The organism is Haloarcula amylovorans (assembly GCF_004681185.1).
Taxonomy (GTDB): Archaea; Halobacteriota; Halobacteria; order Halobacteriales; family Haloarculaceae; genus Haloarcula; species Haloarcula amylovorans.
This window is the reverse complement of the sequence record NZ_SRIF01000002.1, coordinates 1,275,277-1,296,454: the sequence shown is the minus strand read 5'-3', so window position 1 is coordinate 1,296,454 and position 21,178 is coordinate 1,275,277. Positions and strand designations below refer to the sequence as shown.

Sequence of the window (21,178 nt, the reverse complement as noted above, 5' to 3'; positions counted from 1 at the left end):
TCTATGCAACCACGCTATCGACTGACAAAAACCCTCCGGTGAAAATCAAATCCAAACGATACCGGAAGTAAGCACGTCTTACCGCCCGATATATGGCGAGTGATTAGTCCCTTCAAAAGACTCGTTCGACGAAATCGGCCTATTATTCATAGACAACGCTCCTGCGCCGGGGATACCCGCAATAGGGATACCGATGACTCAGAGAAAGTCGGTGTCGTTCAACGCCAGCCTCTTCGAGTCGGGAGGCAGTTGCTCCACGTCAGAGATTGACTGGCAGATGGGCGAGATACTACGAACGATCACAGCGCCGGTTTCCCACTCTCGGTGGCGACCAGCATCTGCTGGTAGTCTGAGCGGTCGGTATTCGTCCCGGTCGACGTGTTCCGGTAGAGTCGGAACTCGCCGAGGTTGGCATCGAACTCGCTTTCCACGAACCTCTATGTCGATTGACAGAGAGAACTCAGACGGACTCGCTGGAATTGAGCGAACGTAGTGAGCGAAGAAAGTGGACTCGCCGGGATTTTTACCTCGGGCCCGTCTCCCATGCCTCGGTCGCTCCGCTCCCTCAGGGAGACCGCACCGCGCGGCACCCGGCTCGTCCACGCCCGCCGCTCGTTTCACTCGCTCTGGGCACCCGCACCGCACCGACACCTGGCTGGCGCTCAGCGAACACGCACGAGATCGTCTCCGTCTACTGGGGTTGTGCTTCGCAACCCATGCTGGAATCAATCACACCAGAAGAAGCTGTAGAAGCGTACCTGAAAGAACGCGAAAGCGAGCTCTTGGAATCGTCACTCCAGAATCAAGGATACCGTCTCGGCCAATTCGTCGAGTGGTGCGAGGAGGTCGGCTTAGAGGACATGAACAACATCACCGGGCGCAAACTCCACGACTACAAGATGTGGCGCTCGGAGGGCATCAAGCCGATCACACTCAAGAGTCAGCTCGACACGCTCCGGATGTTCCTCCGGTTCTGTGAACGAATCGAGGCGGCCCCGAAGCACGTTCACGAGCGCGTGTCGTCTCCGACTATCACCGGAAATGGCGACCAGAATGACGACATCCTCAAGCCGGAAGCGGTTGACCAGATTTTCGCCTACCTGGAGAAATGGGAGTACGCGAGCTTCCGCCACGTTGCCTTCTACCTACTCTGGCATACCGGAATGCGGTCAGGGTCCGCACGAGCTATCGATGTTGACGATTACAATAGCGAGGAGGGATACGTCGAAATCAAGCACCGACCCGACACAGAAACCCCTCTGAAAAACAAGGAACACGGAGAGCGGCACGTCAATCTCAACCGCGAGCTCTGTGACGTGATTGACGACTTCCTCAAATTCAACCACAAGAAGGTAGCCGACGACTACGGCCGGATGCCACTATTCTGTACTTCGAGAGGACGAGCGGCGCTTTCGACGATCCGGAGGGGTGTCTACCAATTAACTCGACCTTGCGTGTATACTGACAAGTGTCCTCACGACCGCGTCATCGAAGACTGTGAAGCGACGAAAAAAGACCACGAAAGCAAGTGTCCATCGAGCGTAGCTCCTCACGCAATCCGCCGGGGTGCCATCACCTATCACCTGAACTCTGGTGTACCAAAGGAAATTGTCTCGGATCGGATGAACGTCTCTGACGAGGTTCTTGAGAAGCACTACGACGAACGGACAGCGGGTGAACGTCGGAGTCAGAGACAGTCGTACCTTGACCACATCTGACTTCTGATCTAAATTGGTCAACTGAGTATTGAAGCTTTATCGTCAATGTTGACAGACAGAAAGTGGTTAATTGTTAGCATGTAATTTTGCCATATGGAGTCTTTACTTGGACTCGTCGTCGGCTTCATACTCTTGTTGACCCTTATGAACTGGAAATTGGCGGTATTCTTTACGATACCTACTCTTTTACTTGTATATTTTGTTGGTGCGTCCATCACACTCACAATCGTTTCTAGTTTTATTGGACTTCTCGTGTTTTTCAAACTCCCAACTACTCTCTTACTGGGGAGTGTTCTTCTTCTCCTATCTTGGCTGATCGGATTGGAAGCCGCACTTGGAATCGTAGCCGTCCTACTACTCGGTCTTCTTATTATTCTCACAATCGCGTTCATATCTTTCAGGGATTCATATTATGTCGGATTGAGAGACACGGGAACGATTGTCCTTGGCGGTATATTACGTGTTTTTTCGAACTTGATTAACAGAATAGAACTTATTGGGACGCTCTCTTCACCAAACGAGCTAATCGAAGCTGTATTCTCTCACTATCCTGGTACAAAGTTTGCTGAGGAAAGAAGAGATGATTTCGTTAAACGTGGCACAGAGTATGTCCATGAGGGGCTTGTAGACGTAGATAAGTCCGCGAAAGAATTAGCTCAAGATACTCGAGGCGGTGTTTAGTTAAGCGTGAAAAGTGAGGCGGACGGATTTCTTGGTGTCCATGCCAGAAATCAGCCGCCTCAGTGGGAATAGAGACTGGATTGATTTGGACTTTGTGGAGCGCGAGCGGACACCCGAACCAGCGATGAAGATTGGTATTCAGTCGCACGTTGCGGGGCTCTCTCTATCGAATACCGTCGAATTACTCGACTCGTTGGGTGTCCAACGCAGTCGAAAAGCCGTCCACGATTGGGTGCAGAAAGCCGATTTACAGCCGGAATCCGGTAAATCACCGAATCAGATTGCGCTCGACGAAACAGTGATTCGCATCAACGATCAGCAATTCTGGCTGTACGCCGCCGCCGAGCCGCAGTCGAACGAACTGCTTCACATCCGGTTGTTTTCGACGACTACGACCACCCTCACGGAAATTTTCTTGCGCGAACTTCGGCAAAAGCACGATGTCGAAGCCGCCGTCTTTCTCGTTGATGGCGCGAAACACCTCCAAACTGCACTGCAACGAGCTGGGCTCCGATTTCAGAAGTGTCGTCACGGAAATCGAAATGCTGTCGAACGGATTTTTCGAGAGCTAAAACGACGAACCTCGTCGTTTTCGAACTGCTTCAGCCACGTCGAACCGGAAACAGCCGAAAACTGGCTGCAGAGTTTCGCTCGTTGGCTCAATGCTACTAACTAAACACGACCATACTCGAAGGGCATACAATAATGCCGGTAGGTTCTTATCGAATGGGGAAGCAAATATCGCGCTCGCTCTTGTCTTTGTGAGCTTCCTACAAATTCTTTCAGACCAGATGAATCTACCATCTTGGCTAATACCGCCAAATTGGATTGGAGGGGTTCTTTCACTTGTTCTCATCTTCGCCGTAGGTCTCCGTCTTGTCGCGCTTGATGCGGTAATGTATCAAGACGTATCCGAGGAGGAAGACCCTGAAAAACTCCTCGTGATGTCTAGTTGGAACCAATCAATGTCGAATGGAACTCAAATAGTAAAAACACTGGCCGAGCTCAAGGCAATAAGAGCAATCAGTGAGACAGCCTATGATTTTTATCTTGGATGGGCCTTGGAGGAATCTCTAAAACAGGATGGGGTTAGTACGTTTGACCTCCTCCAGCATTGGAAAAAATTTGTTTGCTTCGTAATGGCCGATCTCAAACAAACTTCTCCAATTGAAGCCAGTCAATCATTGTTTGGTAGAAATATATTTGAGAGCTCAAATTATACCGAATATATATGATAGTGGAGTGAATATTATCGATATTAATACGAGACGAGATGGAGAACAAGCGGGTACAGTATACCCTTGATGAGTTCTTTGAAGCTCCGGTTCTGAGATGACAGACGAGCCGAGACCAATCCGTTGATAGAACCTTAGGCATCGTATTCACACCCCTGTTCACACAGCTTGAAGTGACTCAGCCAATCATGGTTGATGGCATTCCGTCGTTCTTCTCGAATCAATGAAACTCCCAGAAGACAGCGACCCGCGTTCATTCACATCTCCCTCATCTCGTCTTATTCTTCGACTTCGGCCATACGGTTCCCATCGAGAAGTATTACTGGATATGCGCGCGACAAGGCAATTGCTCGAATCAGTGAAAACGCCAGCAAGCGGGGGGCCCGTTAGAGGAGTGACTCGACTCTATTCAGACAAACAATTAGTCATCTGTCGGGGGTTGAGAGAAGACTAACAACGGGGATAGAGAAGTGACGTAAAACGAAAAAATCCAGCGAGAGAGCCGGAGACGCCGGCCGCCGGGACGGTCGCGCCAAAGGCGCTCCCTCGCGAATCCCGGACTCAACCATCCTCAATCACTCGCTTCGCTCGTTCACTCGGATGGACTCGCCGGGATTTGAACCCGGGGCCTGCGCTCACGGCCGCTACGCGCCCTCCGCGCGGGGAGTATGCCACTCTGGGCGCATCTATCTGGGTATATGCATCCGTCAGCATCCACCCATGAGCCTCGAACCATACGCACCACAGGAAGCCGTCACGGACTTCCTCAGCGACCAGAAAGAGGGACAGGCAAAGAACACCGTACAGAACTACAAGTACGCGCTACGGCCATTCGTAGACTTCTGCCACGAAAACCAGATAGAGAATCTCAACGATCTCACTGGTCGACGACTCAAGGAGTTCAAAACGTGGCGGGGCAAACAGGTGAGTCTCACCACGCTCCGAAACCAGATGTGGACGCTCAAGAAGTTCATGCGGTTCTGCCAGGCTATCGAAGCTGTACCTCACGGACTTCCGATGAAGGTGGAAAGCCTCGTGCCACAGAAGGACGGTAACGACTCGCGGGATGAGTTCATCGAGGCGGAGACAGCTGACGTGATTCTCGACTACCTCGAAAAGTACGAGTATGCCTCACTCCGACACGTCACCTTCCTGCTCCTGTGGCGAACAGCCGCACGTCAGGGGAGTATCCACGCTCTCGATGTGGACGATCTCGTGGAAGACCCACCGATGCTGAAGATACGGCACCGGCCAGATACCGGAACGCCGCTGAAGAACAAATCCCACGGTGAGCGTAACGTTCCGCTCTCGAAGGAAGACGTGGAAGTTGTGCAGGACTACCTCGAAATGAACCATCCCGGCGGAACGGACAAGCACGGACGAGAACCCCTGTTGATGGGCCGGTCGGTTCGTGCGCAAAAGACCACGATTCAGCGGAACGTCTACACGCTCACGCGCCCCTGTCACTACGGGCAAGAGTGTCCCCACGACCGCGACCCCGACGAGTGCGAAGCCACGACCTACAACACTGCCAGTAAGTGTCCATCGAGCGTGAGTCCCCACTCGATTCGGAAGGGACGAATCATGTATCTCCTCGATAACGACGTATCCATCGAGAACATTTCTGATCTCGTGAACAGTGGCTATGACACAATCAAGCAGTACTACGACAAGCGGTCGAAGACGGAGAAATCCGAGCAGATACGACAGACCATGCCAGACTGTTAGCCTGTTTTCTTTAAGCAGGGTTTCGGCACCTGACCCCCAGGGTTTGACCTGGGAGATTAGACTGTAATTTTCAAAAGAATCGGCCGCTGTCTGTCGGTTTTCGGTAGTTATATCCAACTGCATCCCGTTATGTACTGTAGAGGCTTTTCCTGTCGCCACATCCGAGTAGTGGTGCAGGTGGAATTATCATGACTACAGCTACAGCTACATCTACAGCAGCAGGACTATCGCAGAACCCCACTCTCGAACAAATCCAATCCTGCCTTGGCGACGTGATACGGGAAGCATTCGAACACCCACAAACAGCACTCATCGAGGCGCTACCGGCTTCAGGCAAGAGTTACGGTGTGCTCAAATGGGCGGCTGAAACAAGCAACCAGATCACCGTCTTCGCTCCACGGCACGAACTCATGGACGAATACGAGGACTGGTGTGCGGAAGACGACCTCGATCTTTCGGTTTCGCGGCTTCCGTCCTTCCACCGCGACTGTGAAAGCGTTTCACTCGACGAGAAGGGAAACCCGGCAGATGAACTGACGGAGAAGCTACTCTCGATATACCGAAAGGGAATCAAAGGCGAAGCAATCCATCAGAATGCCAGCAGACTTCTCGGGGAACAGCTGCCCTGTCTGGAGCACGGAGAATGTCCGTTCATCGAGGGGCTTAATATCGACCCCGAGTCGTACGATGTTCTTCTCGGACACTATCTCCACGCCTACCAGCCTGACTGGACAGAGGAACGCTACGTTGCTATCGATGAGTTCCCCGGAGACGCTTTCGTCCAAGAGTACACCGGGAAAGTACCACCAGCAGTGACCGCTTATGTTGAGGAGCAGGACTCGCTTCCCTTCCGTGACTACGAGGAGCTGCTTGAACGCCAGTCAGAGTTTCAGGAAGAAGTCAAGCTGTGGAAGCAAGAGCTTTGTTGGCACCACGATGCCAATCACGTACTCCAGGCCAAGAACTCGTCTGCACACGCTCTTGGGCCGCTAATGACGCTCGCCAATCTGGAGAAAGATCGACTGGATAACCGTTGGCGACACGCTGAACTGGGGGATGGGAAAGTAGCGGCCCGGAATACCGAACACGAATGGTCCTTCCTCCTTCCGCCGAACCTTGGGAAAGCAGAGAGTGTCGTGGCTCTCGATGGAACACCAGTACTCGAACTGTGGGAACTCGTGATGGGGACGGAGATTGAACGGTTTCCGCTCCTCGATGACGATGACAGGCAGCCATATCTTGAGGATGTTCTCGGGCTGGAAATCGTGCAGACTACCGAGAACTGGAACGCCTATCAGGGTGGAGATGGGGTTTCTCCGACGGTCGATATTCCCGTTGTGGAGAAATTGGGCGATCTCCACGACTCTACCCCGGGGGTAATCACCTCGAAGGAGGGACTCAAACAGTACGAAGGTCGTGGACTGAACTCCTTGGCATCGAGGACGGAAAACTACGGGAACCTCAAGGGTAGCAACCGTTTCGGGACCATACGACTCGGCATCGTACTTGGGAACCCCCATCCCGGAGACGACGTCGTGAAGAAGTGGGGCGCTCTCGCCGGTTATTCCGTTGAGCGACAGGATGGGACCTCAGGGGAAGATACCGACTACGGATACTTCGGGAACTGTGTCAAAGAGGCGCTGATTCAGAACGAAGTCCTTCAAGCAGTGATGCGATTCGGACGGAAGGAGATGGATGGCGAAAAGGGTGCGACCGTGTATGTCCACACGTCAGCGCTACCGGATTGGGTGGAGCCAGAGAAGCGAATCGTCTCCGTTGACTCGTGGATGACACAAGAAGACGGCATGAAGCAGGTGATTGACGCTATACTTGGACTCGACGCGTGGGATAGTCGGGAATGGAAGACTGGAGACATAGCCGAGAGAGTCTCGATCTCCGCACGGTACGCCCGAGAGCATCTGAAGAATCTCGTCGAACAGGGGTATCTCGAAAGCTGGCAGGGTGGGCGTGGGAATGCTCTCCACTTCTCGAATGTATGTGTCGAGGAAGCGTCCGAGTACGGCCACGTCGAATTCACCGAGTAGTTTCGGAAGGGAGGCTATTGTGTATTATAGCAGAGGGCTATGACTTCTCGGAGAATCATGTCAATAAGCTACTGAGCACTCTCTATTCTCTTAATTTGGCTTATAGAAACTCAACAGTGAAATTGACTGATCTCGGAGAAAGGGTCAAAGATGCACCGGAGGAAGAACGAAAAAAGCTGATCCGTGACTCCTTATTAGATCTCACTCTGGTCAAAAAATACTGCGAATTAGCTCCTGAAGGTCCGTTTAAGAATCAGGAACTAATGGGGCAAGTCGGTAGAAGCCTTGATCGAGACTGGAGCGAAACTACCCGGTCGACTAATGCTAAAAGAATCTACCAATGGCTATTGTACTCCGAGCTGTTTAGGGAAGTGAAAAGAGGGACATTAGCCCCTACAGCTACGGCGAACCGAAAGGGTGTAGCATCTTTGGAGGATTATGAGTAATTCTGAATCGGGCGTTTGGAGTCTAATTAAAGCTATTCTCATACCGGTAGATTTGGAGGCGATGAAAGATGCAACCGAGGAAATTCAGGAGGATTTAAAGACCACTTCTTGGTTACAGCTCTTCTATAGGTTAGAGGGGGTTTCCATGCTCATACTCATTCCTGGTACTGTTATTTTGAGCGGTATATTTGCATATCAAAGCGGAATAGGTCTGTCCGAGGCTCAGACAATTGGTTTCCAATATGCATTAGGTCTGATAATCATAGTATCTTTTATTATAGCCAAAATGATTGTGTGGACAGTCAATAGCGTAAATGATGGGCGCTCGATATATGGTGATTTGGGAGATAGAGTCCCTCTCCGTCTGATTATTTCATCACTCTTGATTTCAATGCCTGTCTATCTTCTTTATACAATTAGTCCGTCTTTAAAGACATTAGTCATAATTTCAATAATTTCTTGTGTCCTTTTGGGATCAACCATTGCTGGTCTTTGCGGAATATTTTCATCTGCGATTTTGCTTAAGAGCGAGTATGTAGATGAAATGAACTGATTTCATTATGACTTGCTGAAATATTTCTCTCCTCCTCGATGAACACTTTCCCGGAAATCCGTCCCCAAAATCAGAAAAATTCGCGCGCGGAGCTACATACCAACTTCGCGCACGCACTGTGCAATGTTCCAACCGGGGTAGGAATCCATCGAGCCGATTAGGACTCCACTCCTCGATGCGTTGTTACTCCCCCTTTCGGAACCGCGTCTATACTCACCACTACGCTGCCTTCCGAAACTCGATTGTACAAAACCCAGGTACGTCGTAGGGATGGAGAGGTAACGGTGGGAGGCCACAAGGGACGATTTTGGCGGGTAAAAGCGGCATGACAGACGCTCAACGGTGTTGTGGGTTTATAAAGAGGCCGCGCCTTCTGTCGATTGTTGACGGAGAGAACTTGGATGGACTCGCCGGGATTTGAACCCGGGGCCTCTCCCATGCCAAGGGAGTGATCTACCGCTGATCTACGAGCCCGCGCTGCATGTTTGAGTATCCGATGCCTTTTCTTAAACCCATCGAAGCGACGGAGTCGTGCGAGCCGGTGGCGTAGCGCACTCCCGGGTGAAAAGCGCCGCAACGGATAAGAGTATCCAGTACGACACACTGTCAGGTACCACCGACCGTGGTGGCGGCAAGGGATTCATGTACGGCAAGCGTAGTGTGATAGAGCGGCCACATGGCCGATGGCAGCGTGACTACAGACCGGAGCGGCGAGACTGATGCGGGGGCAGACGACGCTCGATTTCGCCATCGGGATGAGTCTCTTTCTCGCCGTGTTGCTGTTCGTCTTTCTGTTCATTCCCGGCATCTTAGCGCCGTTTACCGAGGGGACACAGGAGGAGACGGTCGTCTCGAACAGGGTGGCCGACCAACTCACCAAGAGCGTCTTGGCCGACCCCAGTGAGCCGTTCGTACTGGAGGAGTACTGTACCGTGGCTTTCTTCGAGGGTAACAGCCCGGGACAGTGCAGCTACGGTTCAGGGCCGGTCGAGTCACAGCTAGGGCTCGACGAGAAGAGACAGAATCTGAACGTCACTGTACGGGGGAACGTCTCGGCGGCGGGGTCAGGCAACGACGTGCTCTGCTGGGACCGAGACGAGCCGGATACGGGCATCGTCGAGGCTAGAGGGGGTGCGTGTGACAGCAGCGACGTGGTTCTCACGCGTGGCGACGCACCACCGAGAGCCAACGACGCGTCGGTGACGGCGGTACGCGTCGTCGCCCTCGACGGGAGCGACGTGACCGTCTACGTGGGGGTGTGGTGAGATGCGAGGGCAAGCACACACGCTGGAGGCGACCGTCGCGGCGTTGTTGTTGCTGACGAGCCTTATCTTCGCGTTACAGATGACCGCCGTGACGCCGCTATCGGCCAGCACCTCGAGTCAACATATCGAGAACCAACAGCAGGCTATCGGGCAGGGGGTGCTCGCAACGGCGGCACGGACCGACTCGCTGAAACCGGCGGTTCTCTACTGGAACAACAGCACCAGAGAATTCCACGGTGCGAACGAGAACTTGGGATACTATACGAGTGCGCCGCCGAACAACACCTTCGGGGGGATGCTAGAGCGGTCGTTCAACGACGAGGGCATCGCCTACAACGTCTACCTGCGATTTCAGAACCTCGACGGCGAGTCAATTACGCGCAGGTACATCTACAACGGCGTGCCGAGCGACAACGCCGTGACCGCGACGCGGACGATAACGCTCGTGGACTCGGATCCGCTCTACGACGAGGACGGGAATCCGACCACGACGAGTTTGCAAACGGAGAACGTGACATACCCGATACCGGATACCGGTGATAATCTGCACAATACCGTCAGAGTGGAGGTGGTCGCGTGGCGGATCTAAGACGGCGAGAGCGCGGGCAGATACTCCTCGTCGCGGCGCTCGCTCTCGCGGTCATATTCGTCGCATTGGCGCTCATCGTCAACTCCGCCATCTTCTCTGAGAACCTGGCGAGTCGCGGCGAGACAGCCGGGAGCGACGACGCCTTGGAGATGCGCGGGATGGTCGAGACGAACGTCGGCGACGCAGTCAGGATAGCCAACCGTCGGAATTACAGCAGCCCCAGCGAGTTGAACGGAGCCGTCGAGGACGCCGTAGCGAACACGAGCGGGCAGACTGAATACCAGGAGGTCCGACGCGGTCGGTTGGTAAATGTCACCGTACAGAGCACTACAGAGGGGGTGCGTATCGTCCAGAACGACTCCAGTTCGTTCGCAGACGACAGCGGTGCGACGAACTACGAGGTCGTCGGCGGCGTGAAGCGAGTCACCGACGACAACGGCACCCGCGCGTTTCGCATCGACGCGACGAGCATCGACGCCGGGAGTGGGACGCCGTTCGAGGTGAAGGTCAACGAGACGGCGGTGACCGGCAACGGCAACGCGAATAGCTGGCGGATGCAAATTTGGACGACCGCAGCGGGTGGCGACACCGTCCACGTCCGGACGCTACGGAACGTCAGCGGCTCGACCACGCAGGAGGCCTGTGAGGTCACCGTCGATAGCGACAGTCCGACCTACCGCATCGACGTGACCCGTGGAACTATCGACGACGAACCCTGCGACGCGCTCGGAACCGCGTCGGGCGGCGAGAACTTCCACTTCGGGTCGGGCACCGGGGTCGGCACGAGCGACGAGTACGACGTCTACTTCCGGAACGCCAGCCAGATACAGGGGAACTTCTCGATGGTCGTCCACGACGACGGGGGACTAGACCTCCCGCTCGTCGGCGGACTTCCCGGGAGCGATCAACCGTACGAGACCGACGCGCTCTACGATGTGACGGTGAGATACGAGTACAGTACGGCGAATATGCGCTACGAGACGGATATTAGGGTCGCACCGGGTGAACCTGATGTCTGATACGCGTGCCGTCTCGACGGCGCTCGGGTACACGCTCACGATGGCAATCGCGGCCATCCTCGTCTCAGGTCTCCTCATCGCGGGCGGCGACTACGTCGACGACCGGCGCGAGCAGGTCATCAGGAACGAACTCACGGTCATCGGCCAGCAGGTGGTCTCGGACCTTCACCGAACCGACCGCCTCGTCGTGGCTGGCCGCGGTTCGGTGACCGCGAGCGTCGAACAGACGTTCCCGGAGCGAGTGGCGGGGAGTACCTACCGGCTCGAACTCGACCCGGGCGGCCCGGCTGTCATCCTTCGGTCGACGAATCCGGTGATCGAGGTGACCGTCGACGTACAGACGGAGACGCCCCTCGCGGCATCTACCTCCGACGGCGGCGTCGTCGAGATCCATTACGACGACAGCTCCGGCGAACTGGAGGTGCGAGATGACTGATCGAGCCGTGAGCGAAGTGCTCAGCTACACGCTCATCTTCGGGATCGTCGTCACCTCCATCGCGCTGGTGTCGGTGACAGGCGTCGGAGCCTTACAGGACACGCGCAACGCCGAACAGGTGGACAACGCAGAGCGCGCCTTCGACGTGCTCGCGGACAACGTCGCCGACATTCACCGACATGGTGCGCCGAGCCGAGCGACCGAGGTGAGCCTCGGCGAGGGGCAGTTGGTGGTCGCCGACAACGTGACCGTCAGTGTCAGCGTCGACGAAGGGAGTGGGTTCAACACGGTCGGTAGCTGGACGGTTCGCCCAGTCGAGTACGGCGGCGTCGACGACCAGACGCTCGCCTACGAGGCCGGCGGCGTGTTCAGGACGACCCGCGACGGCGGCGTCCGCGTGCGGAAGCCGCCCTTTGTCGTCTCCAACGAGCGGGTCCTGCTCCCGGTTGTCGGTCTCAACCGACCGACCACGCAGAGTCTCGGCGGGTCGACAGTTCTCGTCCGCACGAAGGAGGAACGGACGGATGTCGTGTACGCGGACACGAGCAGCACCGTCGACGGCGTACGGATAACGATAGCGAACTCGCCGCGACAGTCGCTCTGGGAGGAATACTTCGTGGACCAAGGATTCACCTGTAGTCCCGGGGGCAGTAGTCTCCAGTGTGAGTATGCCCCCGGGTCGATAAACCGCGTCTACGTCGTCTATCACGACATCTCGGTCGAAATCGACCAGTAGCCGGGCCGCGGGCGAGAGACCGACCCCGCTCAGGCGCTCGTGACGTTGACCTCGTTGACCGACGCGTGGATGTACGTAACCTTCACGACGGAGTCACTCCGCTCTAAGACGCGTTCGGTTCGCAGCGCCTCGTCGTAGTGGATGCTCCCGCCGTTTCCGCCGTCGATAGTGGTGGTCCCCGTGAGAATCCCGCCGAAGACCTCGCCGCCGTCGAGCGTGACGCTCCCGGTGCCGGCGTTCCCCGGCGGGGCGTAGATGACGCCGACGTATTTCGCGAGGTTCCCGCCGGACCCGCTCCCTAACTGTGCGGTGAAATTGTCCTTCCCGTACATCCGGAACTGCGGCGCGTCGTCGCCCGCGTTCGTGATGGCGCTGTTCGACCCCATGTAGAAGTGCCGACCGCTACCGTCCGTTCCGGTCCCGCCCACGTAGACGCTGGCCTTGCCGTCGCCGACGACCGTGATCTCAGCTTGGTCGTGGAGGTAGACGTTCTCCTCGACGACGAGGACGACGTCGCCGTCGGTCGTATTGAGGACGACTTCGTTGTCACTAGGAACGGTGAGGTCGTCGAGGTAGTAGACACCCGCGGCGAGTTCGGCCGTATCGGCCGCCCCGGCGTTACCGAAGTCAAGCGTACCCGCGGAGACGTTCCCCGTCGTCCCGTTGTCGTTGTCGGCCGCGGCCGCGGCCTCCTCGACACGAGTCCGGATGACGCCGTTGACCGCCGGTGCCTCTTCGACACCGCTGATCTGTTTCAGACTACCACCGCCGTACGTGATGCGGTCCCGACAGTGTGCGAGGCTTCGCTCGCAGTTGTCGGTGTAGCTGATGTTACCGTAGACGTACGGTTTCCCGCCGCCGTTGCCGACGTAGACGGTGCCACCAGAGACGACGTCGCCGCGGATGTCGTCGCCGCCAGCCCCGTTACTAATGTCCACGTCGCCACCGTAAACGATATCTCCGGCGTGGCCCGGCGTCTGCGCGCAGTAGTCGTTGGTAGTCCCGCTGGAGTTGTAGCTGTTCGTGTAGACGCTCGGACTACAACGGGTGTTCGTCCCGCCGTTGATCGTAAACGAGCCGCTGGCGGCCAGACTCGCCGTTGCAGAGGTAATCCGGGTATTCTGGAGTGGTGTCACGAGCGTCAGCGTGACTCGGTCGTTCGGGTGGTCGTACTGGACCATCCCATCGGTCCGCGTCTCGAAGTACTGTCCCCAGGCGCGGTAGTACGTACTCGTCACCGTGACCTGCACCTTGCCGTTCTCCATCGGGTTGGTGAACTCGCTGTCGATGCGCTTGTTCGGGAAGTATCGCATCGAGTTATTGTGCGTGATAACCGCCCGCCCGTCTACGCGCTCGTCGCCGTCGACTGTCACGAGCGGGAGCGTCAGCGTGGCCTCGCGGTAGTGGAACTCCGGCGGCGAGACCATCACTGAGTTACGCCCGTCGTCTGACCGCCAGACGCCGCCACCCTGATACGCGACTGTCGACCCATCCGAGAGCTCGTAGACGACCGCGCCCATCTCCGTCGAAAACACTGTTCGCTGTGCTCCTGTCGTCGTGTTTTCGTAGGAGAGCGTCAACTGGCCGGCGTTGCCGTCGACCAGATACCCCTGCCTGCCGGGCGCGCTGATGTCGACTTGCTGGACCGCTGAGTCCCCTAACGCGACGAGCGCCGCCTGCGAGTCCAGTTGCGTCATCGTCTTCTCCGTCCGTTCGCTATCGAGACGGTCCTGCGTGTCCGTGATGGCCGTCGCTCCGAACGCCACCAACGCCGTCGTCGAGGCGATGACCAGCGCGAAAACGAGGACGAGCCCGAGCGGTCCCGTCTGCCCTCGCGGCGTCTCGGGCGTCCCCAACCCTCTGTTCATTACACCCCACTTACTTATCACTCGTGATAAACTCGTCGGCGAAGCTATCGAATCTGGTACACAGAGCGGAGTCAGCGCACTCGGGATCGGAGAGAATAACCGAACGCACCGCTATCCGGCGGCGATGGTAACGTCGTTCGTCGAGGCGTGGACGTACGTGACCGCGGGCACCCGCGAGGTCCGCTGGACGGTCTCGGTGTTCGAGAGCGCTTCGTCGTAGTAGACGTCGAAGTTGTTTATCGTCGCCGCGTCGCCCACGAACGCGCCGTAGATTCTGCTGCCGGAGGACGCCGACGTGAAGGTCAGTTCGGCCCCTTGCTCGGTCCCGCGCCCCGGCCCGTAGATGACACCTGTGTAGCTGACTTGGCTGCCGAACTCGGCCGTCGCGTCGGGGTTCATGTACACCCAGAACTGTGTCGCGTTCTCGCCGCCAGTGCCGACCTCTCGACTCCCGTGTTTCCCCTCGATAGAGAGGTCTTCTTGCAGATAGACGTTCACTCGACCGTCGCCGATAACCGCTATCTCACCGCGGTCTATCGCCATCTCGCCGTCGACGTAGATGTCGATGTCGCCCTCACTCGTATCCAACACCAGCGTCTGACCGTTGCCGACGACGAGGTCGTCCAGAGAGTACGCTCCCGCCGAGAGCGCCGCCCTCTCTGCCGGACCCGCCGCGCTGTACACGACGCGCCCGGCGCTCACGTTGGCCGTCGTCGCGTTGTCGTTCGCGTCCATCGCCAGTGCGCTCCTCCGTTCGTCGATGAGCCCCTCAACCGACTCCGGCCCCTCGACGCTGGCGTTAGCCGCCCGCCAGTTGTTCGAACCGGCGTTCCAGTTGTTCCCCGGCGGGTTCGGTGAGAGTCCATCGCCGTAGGAGATGTTCCCCCCGTGGAGGCGACCGTTCGGGTGGGTGAACCGAACGGTTCCGCCGACCTCGACGTCGCCGTAGATATCGCTCTTCTCGATAATCAGGTCGCCCGCGACCAGTAACTTCGTGGCGCCTCCGGACGGCGACGGACCGCGATACCCGCCAGTCGAGGAGTTGTAACTGTCCATGACGACCTTGTTCTCGATGGTCACCGTCGACCTCGGCGATCCGGAGATGACACCGGCGGTTATCGCGGGGTAGTCCGCCGGAACGGTCAGTAGGAGCGTCACCCGGTCGTTCGCGTGCTCGTACGTGACGTCTCCGCTCGTGCGCGTCTCGAAGTACTCGCCCCACGCGCGGTAGTACTCGCTCTGGACAGTGACAGTCACCGTTCCATCGTCCAGCGGGTTCGTCGCCGTCGCGGTCGGATAGTGTCGCGTCGTACCGTCGTGCCTGATGACCGCCCGGTCGTCTATCGAATCGCCTCCGCTCACAGTCACGAGCGGAATCGTCAACGTCGCGTTCCGGTAGTGGAGTTCGGGTGGCGAGACCATCACCGCTCGTCCATCATCGCTGGTCCGCCAGACACCGCCACCCTGATAGGCCACCCGACTCCCGTCCCCTTCGTAGACGAACGCCCCCATCGTCTCGTTGAACACTGTCGTCCGTGTTCCCGCCGTCGTATTCTCGTAGGAGACGTTCATCCACCCTGCTGTCCCCTCGACTATGTACTCTCCCCGCCCCGCCCGCTGGAGATTGACAGACTGGACATCGGATCCGCCGAGTATGACGAGTTCGGCCTGCGAATCCAGCTGCGTCATCGCCCTCGCGGACTGCTCGGCCCCCAACTGCGACTGCGTCGTAGTGATCGCACTCCCACCGATAGAGACCACCGCGATCACCGTAACGGCGACTACCGCCAACAGCAGTACGAAACCGATGACCGGACTCTGTCCCCTGTTTCCAGTCTCTGCCCACCCAACCGACATGACAGGTATCGTTTGGTTCGCTCCAATATAAGAGACGCCGCACTATATCGAACGCCGAAAACCCGCTCGCGCTCGAACCGCAAGCAACGCTACTCGTAACTCACAGTCGTCTCCGACGCTACTGGTCGGAGGAGGTATCGGCCGCGGTCACTGCCCGGAACCGGCGCGAAGTCTGCAGTGAATCGCGTCCGTTCGCCGGCCCGGATCTCGAAGGGATGGTCGAACTTCAGTGCGGCGTCGCCGGGAGTCGAAACCATCGCCGTCTCGCCGTCGTCGAGGGTCGCTTCGACCGATGAGACGCCGAGTTTCAGATAGGCGTACTCGCCGACCGCCAGTTTCCGTTCCCCCGCGAGCGCCGCCGTCGCGCCCGTCAGCTCGACGAGATTCACCGCGATGTCGTCGAGTTTGAACACCAGTTCCGAACCCGTGTGTTCTTCGGTGCCGGTCGTCTCGTCGGCCGGGAGGACGCGGAGTTCGCTCAGAGAGACGACACAGGCGGTAAAATCTCCGATCGCGCCCGGTCGGTCGCTGACGTAGGTAGCGAGCGTTCCAGTCGGCGTGTCACTGCCACACCCGGCGACGGAGACACCGGCCACAGCGACACCGCTGCGGAGGAACGCGCGTCGATTCATGACCCGTCCTGTGTTAGCCCGATGCAAAATACTACCGCCTCGACGAGATGGAAACGGTTTAGTCGCGCCACCGACGACGGGGAGATGGGAACAGCGCGACCGCAAATCTGACACGTCGTGGGATTCCACGACTCGGGATTGCGGCCGTGTTCGGCATCTGACGATGCCAATACGCCTCGCTACCGGCAGCGACGAGCGGTTCGTGCGGTTCCAATTTCACAACTATGGCACGAATGCACACCCGCCGTCGTGGCTCGTCCGGCTCGGACAAGCCCGCGGCAGACGAACCCCCGGAGTGGAGCGACGTCGACGCCGACGCCGTCGAAGAGCGCGTCGTCGAACTCGCCGAGCAGGGCCACTCGCCCAGCGAGATTGGTCTGAAACTGCGCGACGAAGGTGTCCAGGGCACGCCCGTCCCGGACATCAAGCTCGCCACCGGCAACAAAGTCACCGAGATTCTGGAGGACAACGACGCCAAGTCCGACGTCCCGGAGGATCTCCGCAACCTGATGGAGCGTGCAGTTCGCCTGCGCGACCACATGGACGAGAACCCCGGCGACCACCAGAACAAGCGTGCGCTCCAGAACACGCAGTCGAAGATCCGTCGCCTCATCGATTACTACCGCGGTGACGAAGTCGACGAGGACTTCACCTACAGCTACGAGAAGGCCGTCGCGCTGTTGAACGACGAATAATGTCGGCCACCGGTCGGGAACAGCAGCCAGCCGCCGTCCCCAACGATGTCGCCGCGACGCTCTCCGAGGCCGCCTTCGTGCGCCTCGTCAGCGACGCGACCGGCGACGCACTCGCCGGGACCGGCGTACTGGCACGGGCACTCGACGCCGTCGGAACGCCGTTTCAGGCGAGCGTCGTCGCACCCTTCGCTGATCCCGACCGGACGACGGAAGCCGACGTGACCGTCGCCGTCGGCCGCTCGCCTTCGAGTGCCGACCACACGCTATCGGCCAATCCGGCCGCGACGGCCTTCGAGATTGCCCGCGAACTCGGGACCGCGACCGCCTCGCCGCTCGCACTCGCCGGCACCATCGCCAGCGGCGAGCTGGACGGGTCAGTCGCCGAAGCCGCCGAGCAAGCCGGGCTGGAGCGCCGCCCCGGTCTGTCGATTCCGACGGCGGACCTCGCCGACGGCCTGGCCCACTCGACGCTCTTCCGCGCGCCGTTCTCCGGCGACGAGGAGGGCACACGGGCGACGCTCGCGGAACTGGACCTCCCCGCCGAGCTGACCGACGACGACCACCGGCGCGTCGCGTCGCTGGTCGCGCTCGCGGTCACCGGCGCGGACGCCGCGCCGCCGCGGGCGGCCGATGCGGTCCAGCGCGGCCTCCGCCCGTACGTGGGCGGTCCCTTCGAGACGGTCGGCGGCTACGCCGACGTCTTAGACGCCGTCGCCCGGGAGCGCCCCGGCGTCGGTATCGCGCTCGCGCTCGGCCACGACGGCGTCCGCGAGGACGCACTCGCGGCGTGGCGAACGCACGCCCGCCGGGCACACACGGCCGTCACCGAGGCGACGACCGGTCGGTACGATGGCCTGTTCGTCGCGCGCGGCGACGCGATGCCCGTCGGCACTGTCGCCCGCCTCGTGGCTGACTTCCGCGCGCCCGAACCCGTGACACTCGTCGTCACAGACGGGGAAGCGGCCGCTCGCGCCACCGACGGTCGGGACCTGACCGCGGCGATGCGGGCCGCAGCCGACGCCGTCGACGGCGAAGCGGTCGAGCAAGGTGACTGCGTCCGCGCGCGGTTCGACGTGCCGACCGCGGACCTCATCGAAGCGTTCCGGGAGGCACTATGACCGGGAAACGAGCCGAGATTCGTACGACGCACGGCTCACCCGTCCGCGCCGCGCACGTCGCGGCCGCAGTGTCGCCGGACAACACCGACGAGATGACCACTCGCGTCGAAGACGACGCCGTGGTCACCACCGTCGAGCGCGATTCGACGGGCGGCTTGCAGTCGACGGTCGACGACTACGTCGTCAATCTTCGGGTCGCAGCACAGCTAGCAGACCAACCCACACAATCCAACCATGAGTGAACGAAGCGTCTCCAAGCGCAAGCAACAGAAGCGGTGGTACACCGTCCAGGCTCCCGAGCAGTTCGACCGGGAAGTCCTCGGTGAGACACCCGCAGACGAACCGGACAAGGTGCTCGGTCGCACCATCGAAACCACGCTGGGCGAACTCAAAAACGACGCCAGCGAGAACAACACGAAGCTGACCTTCAAGATCAACGAGGTCGCCTCCGACTCCGCGTACACGGAGTTCACCAAGCACGAGCTGACGCGGGACTACCTGCGCTCGCTCGTCCGCCGCGGCTCCTCGAAGGTCGAAGCCTTCGTCACCGTGCTGACGACGGACGACTACCGCGTCCAGATTCAGCCCGTCTCGGTCACGACGAAGAAGGCCGACGCCTCCCAGGAGAAGGCCATCCGCCGCACGATGATCGACCTCGTCGAGGAGACCGCAGCAGAGCGGACCTTCGAAGAGGTCATCGACAGCGTCGTCGAAGGCCGCCTCTCCTCGGCGATCTACGGCGAGGCCAAAGAGATCTACCCGCTGCGCCGCGTCGAGATCCAGAAAGCGACCCTCGAAGCGCGTCCCGAGGAAGTCGCCGCAGAAGAGGAAGCGACCGTCGACGTCGACGAGGAAGACGTCGAAGTCGAAGACGCGTAAGCGCGCACCTCGCGCTGCTCGAAACCTCGCTATTCTTCGGTCGCCGGGTCGTCAGTGACGACGATAGTCCCGACCATCCCCATGCTCTCGTGCGGGATACAAAGGTACGGATACTCGCCGCGCACCTCGAAGGTGTGTTCGTACTGCTGGCCCTCGAAGATGGTTCCGTCGGACCCGCTTCCCCACGCCTCGCGGGCGGCCTCCTCGCTGTCGAAGCCGCCCGAGGCGAAGTACTCGGCTCCATCGGGGAGGCTCGCCTCGTAGGCGGTGACGGAGTGGCCCTGCTTGTTCGTGTTGAGCCACGTCACGGTCGTCCCCGGCGTGACTTCGAGGCGCTCCGGTCGGAACACCTTCGCGCCCATGCCGATATCGTAGTCGGTGTTCGGCCTGCTACTGCCGATACATCCCGCGAGTCCGACGACCGACGCCGACCCGACCGCCCGGAGGAAGGCCCGTCGCTCCATACGTCGGCGTCAGGACCGGACGGACATAGACGACTCGGTTCGGAGCGGACCTCACTCGTCGAAGGTCAGTCCGTCTTGCAACTCTCGAACGTCGGTCAGTAGCTCCTCGACATCGCGCTCGCCGGTCAGCGTGACGTGACCCATCTTCCGGAGGTCGTACACTTCGTGTTTGCCGTACCAGTGGAGATGCGCGCGGTCGGTGGCAAACACCGCTTCGTCGCCGTACAGTGCTGCGGACTGGCGCTCGGCGACATCACCGAGGATGTTCGTCGAGACGGTGGGAAATCGCTGTTCGGTCGATCCCAGCGGGAGGCCCATCACGGCGCGGACGTGCTGTTCGAACTGCGAGGTGTGACAGCCCTCGATGGTCCAGTGACCGGAGTTGTGCGGTCGCGGGGCGATCTCGTTGAGCAAGATGTCGCCGTCACGGGTTTCGAACAGTTCGATACCGAAGACGCCGCGGCCGTCCATCACGTCCAGCACGTCGAGTGCCACTTCGCGGGCGCGCTCCTGGACGGTCTCGCTCGCGCGCGCGGGCGAGACGCTCTCACGCAGGATCTCTTCTTCGTGGATGGTCTCGGTCAGCGGAAAGGCGTCGCGTTCGTCGTCGCCGCGACAGCCCATGACGGCGAGTTCCCGCTCGAAGTCGATCATCTCCTCGACCATCGCCGGCCCGGCCACGGCGTCGATGGCCGCCTCGACGTCTTCGGGACCGGCGACGGGAACGTTCCCGCGGCCGTCGTAGCCGCCGGTTCGAGCCTTGAGCATCGCTGGGTATCCCAATTCCTCGCAGGCCTCGCGCAACTCCTCGACCGTCTCGACGGCGCGGAACTCGGGGACCGGGACGCCGGCCTCGGCGAGACGGCGCTTCTGGACGAGTTTGTCCTGTATCGTTCGGAGCGTCTCGGGCTTGGGGTGGACCGGCGTTCCCGTTTCTTCCGCGACCCGTTCGAGGACGTCCGGGTCGGCGAGTTCTATCTCGAAGGTGAGGACGTCCGCTCGTTCTGCGAGGTCACGGAAGGTCTCCTCGTCCTCGAACCCGCCGACCAGTTGGTCGCGGACGACCGGACTGGCCGGGCAGTCCGGCGTCGGGTCCGCGACGACGAGTTCGACGCCGAGCGGCGCTGCTGCTTCGCCCATCATACGGCCGAGTTGACCCCCACCGACCACGCCGAGGGTCGGGCCGGGAGACGTGCGTGTCATGTGGCGCGCTT

The 21,178-nt window shown here is 59.3% G+C and carries 23 protein-coding genes and 1 tRNA gene; 17 read left to right on the top strand and 7 right to left on the bottom strand.

The features are described from left to right. Positions 1-299: 299 nt before the first annotated feature. Positions 300-431: a hypothetical protein gene (locus E4S61_RS26545; protein WP_280663810.1), complete on the bottom strand. Its 132-nt coding sequence runs from the start codon at positions 429-431 to the stop codon at positions 300-302. Between the two features lie 285 nt (positions 432-716). On the opposite strand from E4S61_RS26545, the gene E4S61_RS13880 reads away from it, so the two are divergent. The 8 genes from E4S61_RS13880 to E4S61_RS13845 all read left to right on the top strand — a co-directional run bounded on the left by E4S61_RS13880 (position 717) and on the right by E4S61_RS13845 (position 8,406). Further along, positions 717-1,718 (top strand): tyrosine-type recombinase/integrase, encoded by a 1,002-nt coding sequence (locus tag E4S61_RS13880; protein WP_135304523.1) that lies wholly within the window; start codon positions 717-719, stop codon positions 1,716-1,718. 93 nt (positions 1,719-1,811) lie between these two features. Further along, on the top strand, positions 1,812-2,399 hold the full coding sequence (locus E4S61_RS13875) for a hypothetical protein (RefSeq protein WP_135304522.1): 588 nt from the start codon (positions 1,812-1,814) through the stop codon (positions 2,397-2,399). 40 nt (positions 2,400-2,439) lie between these two features. Next, positions 2,440-3,075 carry an IS6 family transposase gene (locus E4S61_RS13870; RefSeq protein WP_135304521.1) on the top strand — a complete coding sequence of 212 codons (636 nt, stop codon included), beginning with the start codon at positions 2,440-2,442 and terminating at the stop codon, positions 3,073-3,075. 115 nt (positions 3,076-3,190) lie between these two features. Beyond that, positions 3,191-3,634: a hypothetical protein gene (locus E4S61_RS13865; RefSeq protein ID WP_209309490.1), complete on the top strand. Its 444-nt coding sequence runs from the start codon at positions 3,191-3,193 to the stop codon at positions 3,632-3,634. A 720-nt stretch (positions 3,635-4,354) separates the two neighbouring features. Continuing rightward, a complete protein-coding gene (locus tag E4S61_RS13860; RefSeq protein WP_167768503.1) occupies positions 4,355-5,362 on the top strand; it encodes a tyrosine-type recombinase/integrase in 1,008 nt (335 codons plus the stop codon). A 188-nt stretch (positions 5,363-5,550) separates the two neighbouring features. Beyond that, positions 5,551-7,407, top strand: a complete 1,857-nt coding sequence (locus tag E4S61_RS13855; RefSeq protein ID WP_209309489.1) for a helix-turn-helix domain-containing protein — start codon at positions 5,551-5,553, stop codon at positions 7,405-7,407. Further along, on the top strand, positions 7,359-7,853 hold the full coding sequence (locus tag E4S61_RS26650) for an AAA-associated domain-containing protein (RefSeq protein WP_135304518.1): 495 nt from the start codon (positions 7,359-7,361) through the stop codon (positions 7,851-7,853). Before E4S61_RS13855 ends, E4S61_RS26650 begins: the two co-directional genes overlap by 49 nt. Before the next feature lie 61 nt (positions 7,854-7,914). Beyond that, positions 7,915-8,406, top strand: coding sequence for a hypothetical protein (locus E4S61_RS13845; RefSeq protein ID WP_167768501.1), 492 nt, complete (start codon positions 7,915-7,917; stop codon positions 8,404-8,406). A gap of 402 nt (positions 8,407-8,808) precedes the next feature. Here the strand turns inward: E4S61_RS13845 and E4S61_RS13840 are convergent. Then, positions 8,809-8,880: transfer RNA gene (locus E4S61_RS13840), tRNA-Ala, on the bottom strand. 245 nt (positions 8,881-9,125) lie between these two features. Here E4S61_RS13840 and E4S61_RS13835 point away from each other — a divergent pair. From E4S61_RS13835 to E4S61_RS13815, 5 genes are read left to right on the top strand one after another with little or no spacing between them, the layout of a single operon-like run. After that, entirely contained in the window at positions 9,126-9,671 is a 546-nt protein-coding gene (locus E4S61_RS13835; RefSeq protein WP_135304516.1) for a DUF7287 family protein, read from the top strand. A 1-nt stretch (position 9,672) separates the two neighbouring features. Next, positions 9,673-10,260: a DUF7288 family protein gene (locus tag E4S61_RS13830; RefSeq protein WP_135304515.1), complete on the top strand. Its 588-nt coding sequence runs from the start codon at positions 9,673-9,675 to the stop codon at positions 10,258-10,260. Continuing rightward, positions 10,248-11,279, top strand: a complete 1,032-nt coding sequence (locus E4S61_RS13825; RefSeq protein ID WP_135304514.1) for a DUF7261 family protein — start codon at positions 10,248-10,250, stop codon at positions 11,277-11,279. Before E4S61_RS13830 ends, E4S61_RS13825 begins: the two co-directional genes overlap by 13 nt. Then, on the top strand, positions 11,272-11,715 hold the full coding sequence (locus E4S61_RS13820) for a DUF7266 family protein (RefSeq protein WP_135304513.1): 444 nt from the start codon (positions 11,272-11,274) through the stop codon (positions 11,713-11,715). Before E4S61_RS13825 ends, E4S61_RS13820 begins: the two co-directional genes overlap by 8 nt. After that, positions 11,708-12,451: a DUF7289 family protein gene (locus E4S61_RS13815; protein ID WP_135304512.1), complete on the top strand. Its 744-nt coding sequence runs from the start codon at positions 11,708-11,710 to the stop codon at positions 12,449-12,451. The genes E4S61_RS13820 and E4S61_RS13815 overlap by 8 nt, the downstream gene beginning before the upstream one ends. Positions 12,452-12,480: 29 nt before the next feature. Here E4S61_RS13815 and E4S61_RS13810 read toward each other — a convergent pair whose 3' ends face one another. The 3 genes from E4S61_RS13810 to E4S61_RS13800 form a co-directional block, all read right to left on the bottom strand. Beyond that, positions 12,481-14,319, bottom strand: coding sequence for a DUF7289 family protein (locus E4S61_RS13810; protein ID WP_135304511.1), 1,839 nt, complete (start codon positions 14,317-14,319; stop codon positions 12,481-12,483). A gap of 111 nt (positions 14,320-14,430) precedes the next feature. Then, positions 14,431-16,176 (bottom strand): DUF7289 family protein, encoded by a 1,746-nt coding sequence (locus tag E4S61_RS13805; protein WP_135304510.1) that lies wholly within the window; start codon positions 16,174-16,176, stop codon positions 14,431-14,433. 89 nt (positions 16,177-16,265) lie between these two features. After that, entirely contained in the window at positions 16,266-16,808 is a 543-nt protein-coding gene (locus tag E4S61_RS13800; protein WP_135304509.1) for a DUF4382 domain-containing protein, read from the bottom strand. 224 nt (positions 16,809-17,032) lie between these two features. Here E4S61_RS13800 and E4S61_RS13795 point away from each other — a divergent pair, with 224 nt between their 5' ends. The 4 genes from E4S61_RS13795 to E4S61_RS13780 are packed head-to-tail and all read left to right on the top strand — an operon-like array spanning position 17,033 to position 19,500. Next, complete coding sequence (locus E4S61_RS13795; RefSeq protein ID WP_135304508.1) at positions 17,033-17,503, top strand: 30S ribosomal protein S15; 471 nt, start codon at positions 17,033-17,035, stop codon at positions 17,501-17,503. Continuing rightward, positions 17,503-18,621, top strand: a complete 1,119-nt coding sequence (locus E4S61_RS13790) for a hypothetical protein (protein ID WP_135304507.1) — start codon at positions 17,503-17,505, stop codon at positions 18,619-18,621. Before E4S61_RS13795 ends, E4S61_RS13790 begins: the two co-directional genes overlap by 1 nt. After that, positions 18,618-18,863 (top strand): KEOPS complex subunit Pcc1, encoded by a 246-nt coding sequence (locus E4S61_RS13785; protein ID WP_135304506.1) that lies wholly within the window; start codon positions 18,618-18,620, stop codon positions 18,861-18,863. Before E4S61_RS13790 ends, E4S61_RS13785 begins: the two co-directional genes overlap by 4 nt. Continuing rightward, positions 18,856-19,500 carry a 30S ribosomal protein S3ae gene (locus tag E4S61_RS13780; protein WP_135304505.1) on the top strand — a complete coding sequence of 215 codons (645 nt, stop codon included), beginning with the start codon at positions 18,856-18,858 and terminating at the stop codon, positions 19,498-19,500. Before E4S61_RS13785 ends, E4S61_RS13780 begins: the two co-directional genes overlap by 8 nt. Positions 19,501-19,529: 29 nt before the next feature. Here the strand turns inward: E4S61_RS13780 and E4S61_RS13775 are convergent, their stop codons facing one another. Both E4S61_RS13775 and E4S61_RS13770 read right to left on the bottom strand, forming a co-directional pair. Then, positions 19,530-19,964 carry a plastocyanin/azurin family copper-binding protein gene (locus tag E4S61_RS13775; RefSeq protein ID WP_135304504.1) on the bottom strand — a complete coding sequence of 145 codons (435 nt, stop codon included), beginning with the start codon at positions 19,962-19,964 and terminating at the stop codon, positions 19,530-19,532. Positions 19,965-20,015: 51 nt separating this feature from the next. Then, entirely contained in the window at positions 20,016-21,167 is a 1,152-nt protein-coding gene (locus tag E4S61_RS13770) for a 5-(carboxyamino)imidazole ribonucleotide synthase (protein WP_135304503.1), read from the bottom strand. Positions 21,168-21,178 lie beyond the last annotated feature (11 nt).

Bases quoted from the DNA above. Each gene is read 5' to 3' on its own strand.
- E4S61_RS13880 (WP_135304523.1), top strand. From the start codon at position 717: ATGCTGGAATCAATCACACCAGAAGAAGCTGTAGAAGCGTACCTGAAA.
- E4S61_RS13875 (WP_135304522.1), top strand. From the start codon at position 1,812: ATGGAGTCTTTACTTGGACTCGTCGTCGGCTTCATACTCTTGTTGACC.
- E4S61_RS13870 (WP_135304521.1), top strand. From the start codon at position 2,440: ATGCCAGAAATCAGCCGCCTCAGTGGGAATAGAGACTGGATTGATTTG.
- E4S61_RS13865 (WP_209309490.1), top strand. From the start codon at position 3,191: ATGAATCTACCATCTTGGCTAATACCGCCAAATTGGATTGGAGGGGTT.
- E4S61_RS13860 (WP_167768503.1), top strand. From the start codon at position 4,355: ATGAGCCTCGAACCATACGCACCACAGGAAGCCGTCACGGACTTCCTC.
- E4S61_RS13855 (WP_209309489.1), top strand. From the start codon at position 5,551: ATGACTACAGCTACAGCTACATCTACAGCAGCAGGACTATCGCAGAAC.
- E4S61_RS26650 (WP_135304518.1), top strand. From the start codon at position 7,359: ATGTGTCGAGGAAGCGTCCGAGTACGGCCACGTCGAATTCACCGAGTA.
- E4S61_RS13845 (WP_167768501.1), top strand. From the start codon at position 7,915: ATGAAAGATGCAACCGAGGAAATTCAGGAGGATTTAAAGACCACTTCT.
- E4S61_RS13835 (WP_135304516.1), top strand. From the start codon at position 9,126: ATGCGGGGGCAGACGACGCTCGATTTCGCCATCGGGATGAGTCTCTTT.
- E4S61_RS13830 (WP_135304515.1), top strand. From the start codon at position 9,673: ATGCGAGGGCAAGCACACACGCTGGAGGCGACCGTCGCGGCGTTGTTG.
- E4S61_RS13820 (WP_135304513.1), top strand. From the start codon at position 11,272: ATGTCTGATACGCGTGCCGTCTCGACGGCGCTCGGGTACACGCTCACG.
- E4S61_RS13815 (WP_135304512.1), top strand. From the start codon at position 11,708: ATGACTGATCGAGCCGTGAGCGAAGTGCTCAGCTACACGCTCATCTTC.
- E4S61_RS13810 (WP_135304511.1), bottom strand. From the start codon at position 14,319: ATGAACAGAGGGTTGGGGACGCCCGAGACGCCGCGAGGGCAGACGGGA.
- E4S61_RS13805 (WP_135304510.1), bottom strand. From the start codon at position 16,176: ATGTCGGTTGGGTGGGCAGAGACTGGAAACAGGGGACAGAGTCCGGTC.
- E4S61_RS13800 (WP_135304509.1), bottom strand. From the start codon at position 16,808: ATGAATCGACGCGCGTTCCTCCGCAGCGGTGTCGCTGTGGCCGGTGTC.
- E4S61_RS13795 (WP_135304508.1), top strand. From the start codon at position 17,033: ATGGCACGAATGCACACCCGCCGTCGTGGCTCGTCCGGCTCGGACAAG.
- E4S61_RS13790 (WP_135304507.1), top strand. From the start codon at position 17,503: ATGTCGGCCACCGGTCGGGAACAGCAGCCAGCCGCCGTCCCCAACGAT.
- E4S61_RS13785 (WP_135304506.1), top strand. From the start codon at position 18,618: ATGACCGGGAAACGAGCCGAGATTCGTACGACGCACGGCTCACCCGTC.
- E4S61_RS13780 (WP_135304505.1), top strand. From the start codon at position 18,856: ATGAGTGAACGAAGCGTCTCCAAGCGCAAGCAACAGAAGCGGTGGTAC.
- E4S61_RS13775 (WP_135304504.1), bottom strand. From the start codon at position 19,964: ATGGAGCGACGGGCCTTCCTCCGGGCGGTCGGGTCGGCGTCGGTCGTC.
- E4S61_RS13770 (WP_135304503.1), bottom strand. From the start codon at position 21,167: ATGACACGCACGTCTCCCGGCCCGACCCTCGGCGTGGTCGGTGGGGGT.